At 66.7% G+C, this 17,390-nt stretch carries 11 protein-coding genes and 3 rRNA genes; 1 reads left to right on the top strand and 13 read right to left on the bottom strand.

All coding sequences use genetic code 11. The annotated features are described in order from the left end of the window. Position 1 precedes the first annotated feature (1 nt). The 12 genes from AC6CQV_RS04410 to AC6CQV_RS04355 all read right to left on the bottom strand — a co-directional run bounded on the left by AC6CQV_RS04410 (position 2) and on the right by AC6CQV_RS04355 (position 14,286). A complete protein-coding gene (locus AC6CQV_RS04410; protein ID WP_498260379.1) occupies positions 2-1,261 on the bottom strand; it encodes an aminotransferase class V-fold PLP-dependent enzyme in 1,260 nt (419 codons plus the stop codon). 80 nt (positions 1,262-1,341) lie between these two features. After that, on the bottom strand, positions 1,342-1,956 hold the full coding sequence (locus AC6CQV_RS04405; RefSeq protein ID WP_498260378.1) for a vitamin K epoxide reductase family protein: 615 nt from the start codon (positions 1,954-1,956) through the stop codon (positions 1,342-1,344). A gap of 55 nt (positions 1,957-2,011) precedes the next feature. Continuing rightward, positions 2,012-2,941, bottom strand: a complete 930-nt coding sequence (gene xerD / locus AC6CQV_RS04400) for a site-specific tyrosine recombinase XerD (RefSeq protein ID WP_101307248.1) — start codon at positions 2,939-2,941, stop codon at positions 2,012-2,014. Then, positions 2,938-3,594 carry an NUDIX domain-containing protein gene (locus AC6CQV_RS04395; protein WP_498260377.1) on the bottom strand — a complete coding sequence of 219 codons (657 nt, stop codon included), beginning with the start codon at positions 3,592-3,594 and terminating at the stop codon, positions 2,938-2,940. The genes xerD and AC6CQV_RS04395 overlap by 4 nt, the downstream gene beginning before the upstream one ends. Further along, complete coding sequence (gene pyrG / locus AC6CQV_RS04390) at positions 3,587-5,296, bottom strand: CTP synthase (protein ID WP_498260376.1); 1,710 nt, start codon at positions 5,294-5,296, stop codon at positions 3,587-3,589. The genes AC6CQV_RS04395 and pyrG overlap by 8 nt, the downstream gene beginning before the upstream one ends. Before the next feature lie 6 nt (positions 5,297-5,302). After that, positions 5,303-7,006, bottom strand: a complete 1,704-nt coding sequence (recN, locus tag AC6CQV_RS04385) for a DNA repair protein RecN (protein ID WP_498260375.1) — start codon at positions 7,004-7,006, stop codon at positions 5,303-5,305. Next, positions 7,003-7,956, bottom strand: a complete 954-nt coding sequence (locus AC6CQV_RS04380; protein ID WP_498260374.1) for an NAD kinase — start codon at positions 7,954-7,956, stop codon at positions 7,003-7,005. The genes recN and AC6CQV_RS04380 overlap by 4 nt, the downstream gene beginning before the upstream one ends. Then, positions 7,953-8,780, bottom strand: a complete 828-nt coding sequence (locus tag AC6CQV_RS04375) for a TlyA family RNA methyltransferase (protein WP_498260373.1) — start codon at positions 8,778-8,780, stop codon at positions 7,953-7,955. The genes AC6CQV_RS04380 and AC6CQV_RS04375 overlap by 4 nt, the downstream gene beginning before the upstream one ends. Next, positions 8,777-8,941 (bottom strand): hypothetical protein, encoded by a 165-nt coding sequence (locus AC6CQV_RS04370; protein ID WP_191009711.1) that lies wholly within the window; start codon positions 8,939-8,941, stop codon positions 8,777-8,779. Before AC6CQV_RS04370 ends, AC6CQV_RS04375 begins: the two co-directional genes overlap by 4 nt. Before the next feature lie 101 nt (positions 8,942-9,042). Next, positions 9,043-9,159: ribosomal RNA gene (gene rrf / locus AC6CQV_RS04365) — 5S ribosomal RNA — on the bottom strand. Between the two features lie 104 nt (positions 9,160-9,263). Further along, a 23S ribosomal RNA gene (locus AC6CQV_RS04360) occupies positions 9,264-12,370 on the bottom strand. A 393-nt stretch (positions 12,371-12,763) separates the two neighbouring features. After that, positions 12,764-14,286, bottom strand: a 16S ribosomal RNA gene (locus AC6CQV_RS04355). Together the 16S, 23S and 5S rRNA genes form the textbook arrangement of a ribosomal RNA operon. Positions 14,287-14,888: 602 nt before the next feature. Between AC6CQV_RS04355 and AC6CQV_RS04350 the strand changes: the two genes are divergently transcribed. Beyond that, positions 14,889-16,181: a CoA transferase gene (locus tag AC6CQV_RS04350; protein WP_498260372.1), complete on the top strand. Its 1,293-nt coding sequence runs from the start codon at positions 14,889-14,891 to the stop codon at positions 16,179-16,181. Positions 16,182-16,235: 54 nt separating this feature from the next. On the opposite strand, the gene AC6CQV_RS04345 is transcribed toward AC6CQV_RS04350, so the two are convergent. Then, a complete protein-coding gene (locus AC6CQV_RS04345) occupies positions 16,236-17,357 on the bottom strand; it encodes a substrate-binding domain-containing protein (protein WP_061782151.1) in 1,122 nt (373 codons plus the stop codon). Positions 17,358-17,390 lie beyond the last annotated feature (33 nt).

The raw sequence follows: 17,390 nt of genomic DNA, 5'->3' as shown, positions 1-17,390 counted from the left end.
GTCACAACCCCGCCATCATCGCGGTCATGACCTCGAGCGTGCGATCGACGTCGGCGTCGGTGTTGTGCGCCCCGAGGCTGAAGCGCACGAGGGGTCCGAACCCCCGCCGCTCGATCAGCCAGTGGTGGGCGCAGAACGATCCGCTGCGCACGGAGATGCCGGCGTGCGCCAGGAACGCGGCCAGCCGGTGTCCGTCGACCCGCTCCGGCAGGATCGAGATCACCGGCGTCGGCGCGTCGCCGATCATGCGCAGCCGCGGCAGAGCGGCGAGCCCGTCGTACAGGCGCGTCGCGAGACGCTGCTCGTGCACCTCGAGCGACTCGCCGGCGGCGCTGCGGAACCCGGCCAGCCAATCGAGGGCGGCGCCGAAACCGATGATCTCGGCCCACGCCTGCAGGCCGGGCTCGAGGCGGGTGTGCGGATCGGGCAGCAGGGTGAAGTCGTCGGCCGAGACGGCGCTCACCTGGCCGCCGCCGACGATGACGGGATCCAACGCGGTGAGCAGCTCCCGCGTGGCGACGACGACGCCGAGCGAGGGACCGTACATCTTGTGCGCCGAGAAGCAGACCGCGTCGGCGTCGAGACCGCGGAGGGCTTCGAGGGCATGGGCGGCCGCCTGGGCGGCGTCGACGATGACGATGCCGCCGACGCGGTGCGCCGACGCGATCAGCTCCGGCAGGTCCGGGGTGACGACGCCCGCGACGTTATCCATCGCCGACACGACGACGATCGCGTCCCGAAGGCCCTCCTCGTCGGTGAGCACGCGGCCCTCGTCGTCGCGCTCCAGGACGATGCGCGGAATGCCGCGGCGACGCGCGGCCGCGATGGTCGACAGGAACACGGCGTTGTGCTCGGTGGCCGTCGTGACGATCCGGGCGTGCCCTCCCGCGGGCAGACTCGCCAGGAGCAGCCCGAGACCGTACGTCGTGTTGAGCGTGAAGGCGCAGGCGTGCCGCCGCGACGTGAGCCCGAGGGCGGCCAGGGTCCGCTCGCGCGTGCGCGCCACCTCGGCATCCACCCGCCGGCCGGCGTCGTACCGCACGCGTCCGCCGCACGCGTTGCTGTGCAGGTAGTAGTCCTGCACGGCGTCGATGACCGGTTGCGGCCGCAGCGTCTGACACGCGGAATCGAGGTAGACCTCGCCCTCGGGAAGGTAGGCGAACCCGGGTCGGGCCTCGGCGGCGGCGTCTCGCTGCGCGTCGGCGCCGCGGCCGCGTCTGCCGAACAGGCCCTTGCGTTCGGGGCGACCGGCGGCATCCATGCGGCCCATTGTGGTCGGACCACCCGGCCGTGCGCCGCGTCTTCCGCCGTGAAAGATCGAGCGCCGACCGGGCTCCCGCCTCAGAAGAGGCTGCCGATGACATCCAGCCGCAGCTGGGCGGCGACGGCGATCACCAGGTAGTCCGCCACCACGATCAGCGGCAGCCACGACAGCACCGCCGCCCCGACGCGTCGCACACCGGGCCCGCTCGCCCACACCCCGTCGCGGAGCGTCCAGCCGGCGACGGTCCAGAAGAGCGGGATCGTGACGAGCCAGATCACCATGCACCAGGGGCACAGCGAGCCGTACTCGAAGACGCTCCGGTACGCCAGGACGTGCACGAACACGAAGGCGCCCGCCACGAACAGCCCGTACACGCGCCAGAACCACGACCGCAGACCCGCCGGAGCGGCGAACGCCGCGGCACCCGCGTAGATGGGGCCGAAGAAGAGCATGATGCCGATGATCGAGTTGCTGAACCCCAGCAGGTTGCCGCCGGGCGAGAGCAGGTTGGGGCCGCACGTGACGATCGGGCTGATGCTGCAGCTGATCAGCGGCGTGGCCCCCGTCAGCTGGCCGATGTACTCCAGGTAGAGCAGGAACGCCACGATGCCACCGGTCGCACCGGCCACGATCCACCAGACGGACAGCGCGCGTCCGGGACGGTGCACGGCGGGGATGCTCTCGCGGTTCATCCCGCCATCGTCCCTCGCCGTCCGCGGCGGGAACCGCCCGATGCGCCGGAGAAAATCAGCGGGCGCGGGGGTGAGAGGTGAGATACACGTCGCGCAGTGCGTCGACCGTGACGTGGGTGTAGATCTGGGTCGTGGCGACCGACGCGTGGCCGAGGAGTTCCTGGACGACCCGCACGTCGGCGCCGCCCTGCAGCAGGTGCGTCGCGAACGAGTGCCGGAAGGTGTGCGGCGACACGTGCGCCGTGAGACCGGCGCGCCCCGCCGCGTCCTGGATGATCAGCCACGCCCCCTGCCGCGACAGCGGCGCGCCGCGCGCACCGAGGAACAGGCGCGCGGTCGCGCGACCCCGCCGCGACAGCTCCGGGCGGGCGCGGGCGAGATACGCGTCGAGGGCCGCCCGCGCGTACGAGCCGACCGGCACGATCCGCTCCTTGCGCCCCTTGCCGCGCACGCGGATCACCTCGCCGCCCGAGCCCGCGACGTCGTCGACGTCGAGCTGCATGACCTCCGAGACGCGCGCGCCGGTCGCGTACAGCAGCTCCAGCAAGGCCCGGTCGCGCAGCCGGATGATGTCGGTGTCGCCGGTGGCTCCGGGCGCGGGGCCCGCGGCATCCAGCAGCGCCTCGATCTGGTCGATGGACAGTGCCTTCGGCAGTCGCTGCGGCGTCTTCGGCGGCCGCAGCCGATCGCTCGGGTCGGCCTGCTCGATCCCCTCGCGCACCAGGAAGCGGTGCAGCCCACGCACCGACGACTGCAGCCTCGCCAGCGACGTCGCCGCGGGCGGGGGCACGGCCGACGCGCGCTCCGCGGCGAAGGCCGCCACGAGCGCCGGCGTCACCTCCGCCGTCTCCTCGACGCCCTGCGCGGACAGCCACGCGCGGTAGCCGGACAGGTCGCGGCGGTACGCCGCGACGGTATGCTCCGACAGGCCGCGCTCGATCGTGATGTGCCTCAGGTAGGCGTCGATCGCGCGGTCGACCTTCACCGCGAGACCGCGGGTCCGCTCTCGCCGATGGCCCGCGGGCGCCGCGGCCACGGCGCGTCTCCCGCCGCCAGCGTCGACCACGCCCGCGCGCGCGACGCCTGCGCCGCGAGGGCAGCCACGACGAGCGACGGGTTCTGCACGCGCCGGTCGAGGACGGCGTCCACGACCTCGTCGAGCGCGACCCAGCGCACCTCGATGTCGGCCTCCTCGGCCTCCCGGGCGAACGTCTCGTCGGCCGCGCGCAGGTCGCGTGCGAGGTAGATGCGGATGGCCTCGTCGCTGCCGCCGGGCGAGGTCATGAACTCCCCGAGCACGTGCCAGGATGCCGCCACGAGGTCGGCCTCCTCGGCCAGCTCACGCTGCGCCGCGACCAGCGGCGACTCCTCCGCGATGTCGAGCAGGCCCGCCGGGATCTCCCAGTCGCGCAGGCGCACCGGATGCCGGTACTGCTTGATCAGCAGCACGCGGTCCTCATCGTCCAGCGCGAGCACCGCGACGGCCCCGGTGTGGTCCATGTACTCGCGCACGATGGACTCGCCGTTGTAGGAGACCTCGTCGCGGCGGATGTTCCACACCCGCCCGACGAACGGCGTCTCGGTGCGGACGACCGCGGCCTCGACCGGGTCGTCCGCGAGCGGTGACGCGTCAGTCACGCTCGACCTCGAACAGCTCGCTGGCGCGGTGCCGCTCCAGCGCCGCGGCGATGAGGCCGCGGAACAGCGGGTTGGCCTCGGTCGGGCGCGAGCGCAGCTCCGGGTGGGCCTGGGTCGCGATGTAGTACGGGTGCACGTCGCGCGGCAGCTCGACGTACTCGACGAGCCCGTGGTCGGGCGACAGCCCCGAGAACCACATGCCCGCCTCGGCGATCTGGTCGCGGTAGCGGTTGTTGACCTCGTAGCGGTGCCGGTGGCGCTCGCTCGCGCGGCCCGCGCCGTAGACCTCGGCGGCCAGCGACCCCTCGGCGAGCTCGGCCTCGTACAGGCCGAGACGCATCGTGCCGCCCAGGTCGCCCCGGTCGATGATGTCGACCTGTTCGGCCATCGTGGCGATGACGGGGTGCGTGGTGTCGGGGTTGAACTCGCTCGAGGAGGCGCCCTCGATGCCGGCGACGTGGCGCGCGTACTCGATCACCATGCACTGCAGGCCCAGGCAGATGCCGAGCGTGGGGATGCCCTGCTCGCGCGCGAAACGCAGCGCACCGAGCTTGCCCTCGATGCCGCGGATGCCGAAACCGCCGGGCACGACGATGCCGTCGAGGGCGCCCAGCGCCTTCTCGGCGCCCTCCGGCGTCTCGCAGAGGTCGGACGCGATCCACTTCACCTGGACCTTCGTCTCCTGTGCGAAGCCTCCGGCCTTGAGCGCCTCCGTGACCGACAGGTAGGCGTCGGGCAGGTCGATGTACTTGCCGACGAGGCCGATCGTCACCTCGTGCTTGGGGTTGTGGACGGCGTCGAGCACCTTGCTCCAGCGCGTCCAGTCCACCTCGGCGGCCTTGCCCGACAGCCCCAGCGCGTCGACGATGTAGCTGTCGAGTCCCTGCTCGTTGAGCATGGTGGGGATGTCGTAGATCGAGGGCACGTCGATCGCGTTGACGACGGCATCCTCGTCGACGTCGCACATGAGCGCGATCTTGCGCTTGTTCGACTCGGTGACGGGACGGTCGCTGCGCAGCACGAGGGCGTCCGGCTGGATGCCGATGGAGCGCAGGGCCGCCACGGAGTGCTGCGTGGGCTTGGTCTTCTGCTCACCCGAGGCGCCCATGAACGGCACGAGGGAGACGTGCACGAAGAAGACGTTCTTGCGTCCGAGCTCGTGGCGGATCTGGCGCGCCGACTCGATGAACGGCTGCGACTCGATGTCGCCCACGGTGCCGCCGATCTCGGTGATGATCACGTCGGGCTTCGGCGTCTCGTCGGCCTGCAGGCGCATCCGACGCTTGATCTCGTCGGTGATGTGGGGAATGACCTGAACCGTGTCGCCCAGGTACTCGCCGCGGCGCTCGCGCGCGATGACCTGGGAGTAGATCTGGCCCGTCGTGACGTTGGCCGCCTGGCTCAGCTCGATGTCGAGGAAGCGCTCGTAGTGGCCGATGTCGAGGTCGGTCTCCGCGCCGTCGTCGGTGACGAAGACCTCACCGTGCTGGAACGGGTTCATCGTCCCGGGATCGACGTTGAGATACGGGTCGAGCTTCTGCATCACCACGCGCAGTCCGCGCGCCGTCAGCAGATTCCCGAGGGAGGCGGCGGTCAGGCCCTTCCCCAACGACGAAACGACACCGCCCGTCACGAAGATGTGCTTGGTGGTGTCGTTCGAAGTCTTGCCCGCCGTCTTACCTGCTGAATGAGTGTCCGTCACGGGCTTTCATCCTATCAGCCCGGAGTGGGCGAGGCTCAGAAGCTCCCGGGCGTGGTCGAGAGCGGTGGTCGAATCCGACAGGCCGGACAGCAGGCGCGCCATCTCGGCCTCCCGATCGGCGCCCACGAGCGCACGCACGCTCGACGCCGTCACCGAGCCGTCGCCGGACTTCACGACGCTCAGGTGGTTGGAGGCGAACGCGGCGACCTGCGCGAGGTGGGTCACGACGATCACCTGGCTCGTCTCGGCGAGCCGCGCGAGGCGTCGACCGACCTCGATCGCCGCCGCGCCGCCGATGCCCGCATCGATCTCGTCGAACACGAACGTCGGAACCCCGCCGGAGCCCGCGATGACGACCTCGATCGCCAGCATGACACGACTGAGCTCGCCGCCCGAGGCGGTCTTGGCGACGGGACGGGGCTCCGCGCCCGGATGCGGCGCGAGCAGGATCGTGACGTCGTCGCGGCCGGATGCCGTGGGGGCCGCCTCCTCGACGGCGACGACGACGCGCGCGTCGGGAAGGGCGAGCGCGTGCAGCTCCTGCGTGACCGCGTCGGCCAGGCGCACGGCCGCGGCGCGGCGCGCGGCGGTGAGGCGGGACGCGAGGGCGTCGAGGGCGGCGGTGGCCTCGGCCTCCTCCTCCCGCAGGCGGGCGATGCGCTCACCGTCGTCGTCGAGCTCGGCGAGACGGAACGCACCGGTGCGCGCCAGCTCGAGCGCGGCGTCGAGGGTGCCGTGCGCGCGCACCAGGGCGGTGACGGCGGCCCGGCGCTCCTCGACCGCGGCGAGCTCGTGCGGCCCCGAGTCGTCGAGGTCGGCGAGGTACGCGCTCAGCTCGGTGGCGAGGTCGGCCACGCGGTACGAGATGTCGTCGAGGCTCGCCGCGTGACCCGCGAGGATCGTGTCGCTGCGCGCGGCCCGGTCGAGTGCGCGCCGCGCCTCCGTGACGAGCAGCGTGACATCCGGCGCCTCGCCGCCGCCGGAGAGGGCATCGTGGGCGATCGCGGCCGCCTGTCGCAACTCTTCGACGTTGGCCAGTCTCTCGGCGCGCTGCGCCAGCTCGAGGTCTTCGCCGGGCTGCGGATCGACCTGCTCGATCTCCGTGAGTTCCGCGCGCAACCGTTCGGCCTCCGCGGCGCGTTCCGCCGCGTGGCCGGTGATGTCCGCGATCTGCGCCGACAGCTCGCGCAACGCGGTGTACGCCTCGCGGTATGCCTCCCACGCGGGGAGGATCTCCGCGGCGCCGAAGCGGTCGAGGGCGTCGCGCTGGGCGGCGCCGGAGCGCAGACGCAGCTGATCGGATTGGCCGTGCACCACGACGAGCTGCTCCGCGAGGTCGGCGAGCACGCCCGCCGGCGCCGTACGCCCGCCGACGCTGGCGCGGCTGCGACCCTCCGCCGTCACGGTGCGCGCCAGGTAGAGCTCGGCGAGGCCGTCGCCGATCGGCTCCACCTCGCCGCCCGCCTCCGCGACGCGGTCGGCCACGGCACCGGCATCCGGCACGACCCACACGCCCTCCACGGCCGCTTGAGCGGCCCCCGCGCGCACGACGCCCGAGTCCGAGCGCGCGCCGAGGAGCAGCCCGAGTCCGGTCACCACCATGGTCTTGCCCGCACCGGTCTCACCGGTGATCGCGGTGAACCCCGGCCCCATCGGGAGGGTCGCCTGAGCGATCACGCCCAGATCGCGCAACGTCATCTGCTCGATCACGTCGAGCCCTCCCCCGTCGCGACGGCCGCCGACCCTTCGGCGGGGCCCCGCCAGCCGGTCACGGGGAGCTGGAACTTGCGCACCAGCCGATCGGTGAACGGTGCCGGGTGCAGACGCGCCAGCCGCACCGGCTGAGCGGATCGGCTCACCACCACGCGCGCGCCCGGCGGCAGGTCGTGGGACCGCCGCCCGTCGCACCAGAGGATGCCGGTGCCGTCGGTGCGGGCGAGGACCTCGATCGCCACCGTGGCTTCGGGGCCGACGACCAGGGGGCGCGCGAACAGGGCGTGCGCCGAGAGCGGGACCACCGCGATCGCCTCGACGGTGGGCCAGATCACCGGCCCTCCGGCGGAGAAGTTGTACGCCGTCGAGCCCGTGGGAGTCGCGATGACCACGCCGTCGCAGCCGAAGCTCGACAGCGGGCGGCGGTCGATCTCGATGACGACCTCCATCATGCGCTCGCGCGCGGCCTTCTCGACGGTGGCCTCGTTGAGCGCCCACGTGTCGTAGATCACGGCGCCGTCGGCATCCTTCACGCGCACGGCGAGGGTCATCCGCTCCTCGACCTGATAGTCGCGCGCGATGATGCGGCGCATGGCGTCGTCGATGTCGTCCGGCTCGATCTCGGCGAGGAAGCCGACATGGCCCATGTTGATGCCGAGGATCGGCGCGGTGCCGTCGCGCACCAGTTCGGCCGCACGCAGGATGGTGCCGTCACCGCCCAGCACGATGGCGAGCTCGACGTCGGCGACGTGCACATCCGTGCCCAGGGCCGCCAGCGGACCGAGATCGGTCAGGGCCGCGACCAGCTCGGGATCGTCCACGGCGAGCACCGGCCGCGCACCGGCCGAGGTCAGCGCGGCGATGACGCGACGAGCGGCCGCGACGGTGTCGTCTCGCCGGGCGTGGGCGACCACCAGGATGTCGCGCGTACGTTTCGCGTCGGTCATACCGCTCCCGTCAGCTCATCGATCGTCCTCAGCCATTCTGTCGGATTGCCGGGCGTCGCCGGGCGGTCGACAGAGGCGGCGGCGATCGGCCGGAGGTGCACGAGGTACTCTCGGTTGCCGTGCGTGCCCGCCAGCGGCGAGGCGATGAGGCCGGCGGTGCCGAGCCCCACGTCCCACGCCGCCCACAGCACGCCCGCGACGGCGTCGGCGCGGGCGGCCGGGTCGGTGACCAGTCCCTCACGCACCCCCGTCCGACCGACCTCGAACTGCGGCTTGATCAGCAGCACGATGTCGGTGGCGGCGCTGACCAGCGTCGCGATCGCCGGGAGGACGAGCCCCAGCGAGATGAACGAGAGATCGGCCACCACCACCTCGGGCACACGATCGTCGCCGGATGCGGCGGCCAGCGCTGCCGGCGTCATGTAGCGGACGTTGAAGCCCTCGACGACCGTCACGCCGGGGTCGGCCGCGACGGAGGCCGCGAGCTGCCCGTGTCCGACGTCGACGGCGAGGACGTGCGCCGCCCCGCGCTCGCGGAGCACCTGCGTGAAGCCGCCCGTGGACGCCCCCAGGTCGAGGCACCGCCGTCCGTCGACACGGATCGGGAAGGCGTCGAGGGCCGCGATGAGCTTGTGCGCGGCACGACTCACGTAGTGGTCCGCACCAGCCACAGCCAGGACCGCATCGTCCGCGACCGGCGTCGACGGCTTCACGACCGCCACACCGTCGACGGTGACCAGACCGGCCTCGATGTCCCGCGCGGCCTGGGTGCGAGAACGCGACAGCCCTCGCGCGGCGAGGGCCGCATCCAACCGCACCGTCACTGGCCGCCGTCGCGCGGGCCGGATTCGAGGCGGCGCGCCAGCTCGTCGTGCAGGGCGGCGTAGGCGGCGGCGCGCTCGCGAAGGGGCTGCTCCTCGATCACCTCGAGGGCGGAGAGCAGATCCTCGCGGCGCAGCTGCTGGTCGTCGCCATCCATCGACATACCTCCACGATAGTCGCCGCGACGACGACGGCCGCGTCACGCGACGCGTCTGTTAACGGGAAATGGCCACCCAGCGTTGGGTGGCCATTTCCTGAAATGAAGTCCGGCGGTGTCCTACTCTCCCACAGGGTCCCCCCTGCAGTACCATCGGCGCTGTGAGGCTTAGCTTCCGGGTTCGGAATGTGACCGGGCGTTTCCCTCACGCTATGGCCGCCGAAACACTATTGATGTTTCATCAAGCACACAACGATCGAAGATCAGTTGTGCAGTTCTCGACCGTACATCGAGAACCACTCAGTGGACGCAAGCACCAAAACGGTGTGTTATCAAGTCATCGGCTTATTAGTACCGGTCAGCTTCACGTGTTGCCACGCTTCCACATCCGGCCTATCAACCCAGTAGTCTGGCTGGGAGCCTCTCGCCCGAAGGCATGGAAATCTCATCTTGAGGCCGGCTTCCCGCTTAGATGCTTTCAGCGGTTATCCATCCCGAACGTAGCTAACCAGCGGTGCTCTTGGCAGAACAACTGGCACACCAGAGGTTCGTCCAACCCGGTCCTCTCGTACTAGGGTCAGATCCTCTCAAATTTCCTACGCGCGCAGCGGATAGGGACCGAACTGTCTCACGACGTTCTAAACCCAGCTCGCGTACCGCTTTAATGGGCGAACAGCCCAACCCTTGGGACCTACTCCAGCCCCAGGATGCGACGAGCCGACATCGAGGTGCCAAACCATGCCGTCGATATGGACTCTTGGGCAAGATCAGCCTGTTATCCCCGAGGTACCTTTTATCCGTTGAGCGACAGCGCTTCCACAAGCCACTGCCGGATCACTAGTCCCGACTTTCGTCCCTGCTCGACCTGTCAGTCTCACAGTCAAGCTCCCTTGTGCACTTACACTCGCCACCTGATTGCCAACCAGGTTGAGGGAACCTTTGGGCGCCTCCGTTACTTTTTGGGAGGCAACCGCCCCAGTTAAACTACCCACCAGGCACTGTCCCTGAACCGGATTACGGTTCGAAGTTAGATATCCAGAGTGACCAGAGTGGTATTTCAACAATGACTCCACGGTAACTGGCGTCACCGCTTCAAAGTCTCCCACCTATCCTACACAAGCCACACCGAACACCAATACCAAGCTGTAGTAAAGGTCACGGGGTCTTTCCGTCCTGCTGCGCGTAACGAGCATCTTTACTCGTAGTGCAATTTCGCCGAGTTCGCGGTTGAGACAGTTGGGAAGTCGTTACGCCATTCGTGCAGGTCGGAACTTACCCGACAAGGAATTTCGCTACCTTAGGATGGTTATAGTTACCACCGCCGTTTACTGGGGCTTAAATTCTCAGCTTCGCCTTACGGCTAACCGGTCCTCTTAACCTTCCAGCACCGGGCAGGCGTCAGTCCGTATACATCGTCTTGCGACTTGGCACGGACCTGTGTTTTTAATAAACAGTCGCTACCCACTAGTCTCTGCGGCCACCACACCCTTTTTGAGGCAAGCTCATATAAGTGGATGGCCCCCCTTCTCCCGAAGTTACGGGGGCATTTTGCCGAGTTCCTTAACCACGATTCTCTCGATCTCCTTGGTATTCTCTACCTGACCACCTGAGTCGGTTTGGGGTACGGGCGGCTAGAACCTCGCGTCGATGCTTTTCTTGGCAGCAGAGGATCACCCACTTTTTATCCGCATCGTGTCTCAGCCTGTAAGAGTCACGGATTTGCCTATGACTCGGCCTACGCACTTGCCCCGGGACAACCATCGCCCGGGTTGGGCTACCTTCCTGCGTCACACCTGTTAATACGCTAACCGCACCAGCATGGGGTCATGCGCTAGCTCCAACGCTCTCACCCCGAAGGGATCGATACAAAGGAATTCGGGCACTTAGCACCACTGGATTAGTTTGGGCGGTTCTTCGCCGGTACGGGAATATCAACCCGTTGTCCATCGACTACGCCTGTCGGCCTCGCCTTAGGTCCCGACTTACCCAGGGAAGATTAGCTTGACCCTGGAACCCTTGGTCTTTCGGAGGACGTGTTTCTCACACGTCTTTCGCTACTCATGCCTGCATTCTCACTCGTGTGGCCTCCACGGCTGGTTCACACCGCCGCTTCGCTGGCCACACGACGCTCTCCTACCCATCAACACGGCTGGACCACGAAGGCCTACCAATAATGTCAATGCCACAACTTCGGTGGCGTGCTTGAGCCCCGTTACATTGTCGGCGCGGAATCACTTGACCAGTGAGCTATTACGCACTCTTTCAAGGGTGGCTGCTTCTAAGCCAACCTCCTGGTTGTCAGAGCAACTCCACATCCTTTCCCACTTAGCACGCGCTTTGGGACCTTAGTTGGTGGTCTGGGTTGTTTCCCTCTCGACTATGAAGCTTATCCCCCACAGTCTCACTGCTGCGCTCTCACTTACCGGCATTCGGAGTTTGGCTGACGTCAGTAACCTTGTAGGGCCCATCGGCCATCCAGTAGCTCTACCTCCGGCAAGAAACACGCAACGCTGCACCTAAATGCATTTCGGAGAGAACCAGCTATCACGAAGTTTGATTGGCCTTTCACCCCTATCCACAGCTCATCCCCTCAGTTTTCAACCTAAGTGGGTTCGGCCCTCCACGACGTCTTACCGTCGCTTCAGCCTGGCCATGGATAGATCACTTCGCTTCGGGTCTAGGACACGCGACTGAATCGCCCTATTCAGACTCGCTTTCGCTACGGCTACCCCACACGGGTTAACCTCGCCACGTATCGCTAACTCGCAGGCTCATTCTTCAAAAGGCACGCTGTCACCCCTACTAAGGAGGCTCCAACGGTTTGTAAGCAAACGGTTTCAGGTACTATTTCACTCCCCTCCCGGGGTACTTTTCACCTTTCCCTCACGGTACTTGTCCGCTATCGGTCATCTGGGAGTATTTAGGCTTATCAGGTGGTCCTGACAGATTCACACGGGATTTCTCGGGCCCCGTGCTACTTGGGATACTCTTCGCGCCAAGAGAGGCATTTCGACTACGGGGTTGGCACCCTCTATGACCTGGCTTTCAATCCAGTTCGTCTATACCTTCTTGTAACGCCGGCTGCTCGGCAGAACAACCAGAAAAGTCCCACAACCCCGAATACGCAACTCCTGCCGGATATCACACGTACTCGGTTTAGCCTGTTCCGGTTTCGCTCGCCACTACTAACGGAATCGCGGTTGCTTTCTCTTCCTGTGGGTACTGAGATGTTTCACTTCCCCACGTTCCCTCTACCCGCCCTATATATTCAGGCGGGAGTCACTGGGTCGGCACGCCGCCCAGCGGGGTTTCCCCATTCGGACACCCTCGGATCACAGTGTGCTTATCCACTCCCCGAGGCTTATCGCAGATTGCTACGTCCTTCTTCGGCTCCAGATGCCAAGGCATCCACCGTTTGCTCTTAAAGACTTGAAATCACATGAGTTTGAATCGTCAATCGAAATTGACTAATGATCTTTAAGATCATCTTCACGAGATGATTACTCATCTCGAAGATGCTCGCGTCCACTGTGTAGTTCTCAAAGTACGGGCGGTACCCTCCCCGCACCAGCACCAGCCGGCAACAGAAAGAGTCCTGAGGTTCGTCTGCTCCCAATCCGAAGATCAGAGCGCATCCGGTCCCTCAGGACCCAACAGCGTGCATGTGCCGGCTCACTCACCCCCAGCGTTCCCAACCCGAAGGCCGTACTAACTCGAAGATCACTCCCCCACACCTCATCAAACGTTCCACCCATGAGCTAACCGGCAAGACACATTCGGCCCTGATCCGGCGCCTGGACACCCCAAAGAGTGCCAGATGCTCCTTAGAAAGGAGGTGATCCAGCCGCACCTTCCGGTACGGCTACCTTGTTACGACTTAGTCCTAATTACCGATCCCACCTTCGACGGCTCCCTCCACAAGGGTTGGGCCACCGGCTTCAGGTGTTACCGACTTTCATGACTTGACGGGCGGTGTGTACAAGACCCGGGAACGTATTCACCGCAGCGTTGCTGATCTGCGATTACTAGCGACTCCGACTTCATGAGGTCGAGTTGCAGACCTCAATCCGAACTGGGACCGGCTTTTTGGGATTCGCTCCACCTCACGGTATTGCAGCCCTTTGTACCGGCCATTGTAGCATGCGTGAAGCCCAAGACATAAGGGGCATGATGATTTGACGTCATCCCCACCTTCCTCCGAGTTGACCCCGGCAGTATCCCATGAGTTCCCACCATTACGTGCTGGCAACATAGAACGAGGGTTGCGCTCGTTGCGGGACTTAACCCAACATCTCACGACACGAGCTGACGACAACCATGCACCACCTGTTCACCAGTGTCCAAAGAGTCCCGTATTTCTACGGTGTTCTGGTGTATGTCAAGCCTTGGTAAGGTTCTTCGCGTTGCATCGAATTAATCCGCATGCTCCGCCGCTTGTGCGGGTCCCCGTCAATTCCTTTGAGTTTTAGCCTTGCGGCCGTACTCCCCAGGCGGGGAACTTAATGCGTTAGCTGCGTCACGGAATCCGTGGAATGGACCCCACAACTAGTTCCCAACGTTTACGGGGTGGACTACCAGGGTATCTAAGCCTGTTTGCTCCCCACCCTTTCGCTCCTCAGCGTCAGTTACGGCCCAGAGATCTGCCTTCGCCATCGGTGTTCCTCCTGATATCTGCGCATTCCACCGCTACACCAGGAATTCCAATCTCCCCTACCGCACTCTAGTCTGCCCGTACCCACTGCAGACCCGAGGTTGAGCCTCGGGATTTCACAGCAGACGCGACAAACCGCCTACGAGCTCTTTACGCCCAATAATTCCGGATAACGCTTGCGCCCTACGTATTACCGCGGCTGCTGGCACGTAGTTAGCCGGCGCTTTTTCTGCAGGTACCGTCACTTTCGCTTCTTCCCTGCTAAAAGAGGTTTACAACCCGAAGGCCGTCATCCCTCACGCGGCGTTGCTGCATCAGGCTTGCGCCCATTGTGCAATATTCCCCACTGCTGCCTCCCGTAGGAGTCTGGGCCGTGTCTCAGTCCCAGTGTGGCCGGTCACCCTCTCAGGCCGGCTACCCGTCGACGCCTTGGTGAGCCATTACCTCACCAACAAGCTGATAGGCCGCGAGCTCATCCCTGACCAAAAAATCTTTCCAGCTACTGACCATGCGATCGCAGCTCGTATCCAGTATTAGACGCCGTTTCCAGCGCTTATCCCAGAGTCAGGGGCAGATTGCTCACGTGTTACTCACCCGTTCGCCACTGATCCACCCAGCAAGCTGGGCTTCACCGTTCGACTTGCATGTGTTAAGCACGCCGCCAGCGTTCATCCTGAGCCAGGATCAAACTCTCCAAAAAGAAAAAATGCATACACCACCGGGAAAACGACGATGCAGCGAGTTCGAAACTGACCAAAAGGATGCCATTACTGACAATCCATACGCCAACCCCAAAAGAGGCTGGACTTGATCCAAAGGAATCTCACCCAGCCGAAGCTGAGACGAGGTTATTTGGCATTTGACAAGTGCACGCTGTTGAGTTCTCAAGGATCGGATGCTCCCGTGTTCCAGCCTCTCGGCTCTCTTCACGGGGCAACTTCACGTGTGCGACGAGCTCGGCACGGACACATCCCGAAGGAGCATCCACGCAGGACTCGCTGCGGCGGCAGAGTCGCTCTCGCGTCTGCCGCACTCACTCCCACGATCCGTCTGCGACGATCTCGAGGAGGGAGGATTCCCATCCTAGACCAGAAGTCCTGTTCTCTCTACCGAGAGGTTTGGGATGGGGGTGGTTCTCCGCTTGAGGGGGCGAGGCCTTCCGGCCCTTCGCTCTTCCCTGTGGGGCGAACAAGTAATAACTTACGCGGCGTGCCGACATCGGGCAAATCTGGGCTGCATCTCGGGCGTGTCGCGCCCTCCGCGCCGCCGTCCTGCGGCGTCGCGGGTCGTAGGCTCCCCCACATGGACACCCGTCCGCTCCACGCGAGTCTCCCCGTCGGCCGCCTCGCCCGCGCGGCCGTCCGCGCCGCGGGCGACGAAGCCGCCAGATGGGCGGGCGCGGCGCCGGTCGACCCGGATCCGGCTGCCGTGACGGTCGCGTACACGAGCGAGCGGTGGATGCGTCTGGACGACGCACCGATCACCGCGTTCGCCCCGCTGTCGGGCTTCTTCCGCACGCGGGACGGCTGGGTGCGCACGCACGCGAACTATCCCCACCACGCCCGCGCGCTGCGCTCCGCCCTCGGGATCGACGCGGCGGGCGCGGCCGAGGCCTCCGCCGCCGCGGATGATGCCGAGCGGGTGCGGGAGCGGCTGGCGACGCTCTCCACGGCGCACGCGGAGGCGTCGATCACGGCCGCGGGCGGGCTGTGCGTCGCCGTCGTCCCGGCGCAGCACGCCACCGACGAGCGCCTGCGCGCCTCCCCCGCGGTGTCGGTGACACGCATCGGGGAGGCGGCCCCGCGCCCCGGGCGCGCGTCGCCCGCCGATGCGCCGCTGCGCGGCATCCGCGTGCTGGATCTGACCCGCGTCATCGCCGGCCCGGTGGCGACGCGCACCCTGGCACTCCTGGGCGCCGACGTCCTCCGCATCGACTCCCCCCGTCTGCCCGAGCCGGCCGCCCAGCACCTCGACACGGGCCACGGCAAGAGGAGCACCCTCCTCGACCTGGACCGTCCCGCCGATCGCGCGGTGTTCCGGCGCCTCGCCGCGGATGCCGACGCGATCGTGCTGGGCTATCGTCCGGCCGCGCTCACGCGCCTGGACCTGTCGCCCGACGCACTGGCCGCACTGCGGCCGGGTGTCGTGGTCGTACGGCTGAGCGCCTGGGGCGAGAGCGGAGGGCGGGGTTTCGACAGTCTCGTCCAGGCGGCATCGGGAATCTCGTGGATCGAGTCCACGACGGCCGACGTTCCCGGAGCCCTCCCGGCGCAGGCACTGGATCACACCGCGGGCTACCTGCTGGCCGCCCACACGATGGCGACGCTGCGCCGCCGGCGCGCGGAGGGCGGGAGCTGGCTCGTCGAGACATCGCTGCGGCGCATCGCCGCCGAGCTCCTGGGGATGCCGCGCGCACGACCGGGTGTGGACGATCTGGCCCCCGTCCCCGACCCCGATCGCCATCTGCAGCGCTTCACGGTGGGGGGCCGGAGCGTCGTGACGGCGGCTCCCGCGATCGCCTACGCGGGCGCTCCCCCGCGCTTCGCCGCGCCGCGCGAATGGGGCGGCGACGCTCCCGCCTGGCTGCCGCGCTGAACGGCGACGGCCCCCGCTCCGCAGAGCGAGGGCCGTCGTGAGAGGCAGGGTCGCTTACTGGGCGGCCTTGACGATCTCGAGGAGCTTCGGGCTGTTGGCGTAGGCCTCGGCCGCGTTCTCCTTGGTGACGATGACCGGCGGCAGCAGGTACGCCGGGACGACCTTGACACCGTTGTCGTACTGGGTGGTGTCGTTGACCTCCGGCGCCTCGCCCTTCTGGAGCGACTGGATCATCTTGATGGTCTGGGCGACCAGCAGCGAGGTGTCCTTGTTGATGGTCGAGTACTGCTCGCCCGCCATGATCGACTTGACCGACTCGGCCTCGGAGTCCTGACCGGTCACGGTGAACTGCGAGATGTTCTTGCCGGCCTGCTTCACCGAGGTGATGATGGCGCGCGCCAGCGTGTCGTTCGGCGACAGGACGCCGTCGATCGTCGCCGACGTGTAGTTGGCGGCGAGCAGCGAGTCCATCCGGCTCTGTGCGTTCTCGGCCTTCCAGCCCTGCGTGGCCGTCTGCTGGATGTCGGTCTGACCCGACACGACCTTGAGGGTGCCGTCGTCGATCTTCGGCTGCAGCACCTTCATGGCGCCGTTGAAGAAGACCGCCGAGTTGGCGTCGTCGGGCGAGCCGGAGAACAGCTCCACGTTCCACGGCGCACCGTGGCCCGAGCGCTTCTCGAGGCCGTCGAGCAGGGCCTGGCCCTGCAGCTCGCCGACCTTGAAGTTGTCGAACGCGACGTAGTAGTTCACGTTCGGCGTGTTCTCGATGAGGCGGTCGTAGGCGATCACCGTGACACCGGCATCCGCCGCCTGCTGCAGCTGCGTGCCGAGCTGCTTGCCGTCCTTGGCGCCGATGACGATGACCTTGGCGCCGTTGGTGATCATGGCCGAGATCTGGTTCTGCTGCTCGGCGACCGTGTTGGATGCCGGGGCGTACTGCACGTCCGCCTTGAAGCCGGCCGCCTTCAGACCGTCCTCGAACAGACCGCCGGCGAGCACCCAGTTCTCCGACGTCTTGTCGGGCAGGGCGATGCCGATCGTGGCGTCCGCGGCGAAGCCCGCCGCCGCGCCCGCCGATGCGGTCGCGTCGCCGCCGCGCCCGGAGCTCGAGCAGCCGGTGAGCGCGAGTGCCGTGACGGCGGCCACCGTGGCTGCCGCAAGAGCGATTCTCTTCATTGATTCATCACTTTCTCTGGTGAGGGTGAGGCG

The sequence above is a fragment of the Microbacterium sp. EG9 genome, assembly GCF_059759475.1.
The sequence above is the reverse complement of the archived record's forward strand: the minus strand, read 5'-3'. Positions and strand labels throughout refer to the sequence as shown.

Coding starts and splice junctions, on each gene's coding strand:
- AC6CQV_RS04410 (WP_498260379.1), bottom strand. CDS start 1,261: ATGGATGCCGCCGGTCGCCCCGAACGCAAGGGCCTGTTCGGCAGACGC.
- AC6CQV_RS04405 (WP_498260378.1), bottom strand. CDS start 1,956: ATGAACCGCGAGAGCATCCCCGCCGTGCACCGTCCCGGACGCGCGCTG.
- AC6CQV_RS04380 (WP_498260374.1), bottom strand. CDS start 7,956: ATGACCGACGCGAAACGTACGCGCGACATCCTGGTGGTCGCCCACGCC.
- AC6CQV_RS04370 (WP_191009711.1), bottom strand. CDS start 8,941: ATGTCGATGGATGGCGACGACCAGCAGCTGCGCCGCGAGGATCTGCTC.
- AC6CQV_RS04350 (WP_498260372.1), top strand. CDS start 14,889: ATGGACACCCGTCCGCTCCACGCGAGTCTCCCCGTCGGCCGCCTCGCC.
- AC6CQV_RS04345 (WP_061782151.1), bottom strand. CDS start 17,357: ATGAAGAGAATCGCTCTTGCGGCAGCCACGGTGGCCGCCGTCACGGCA.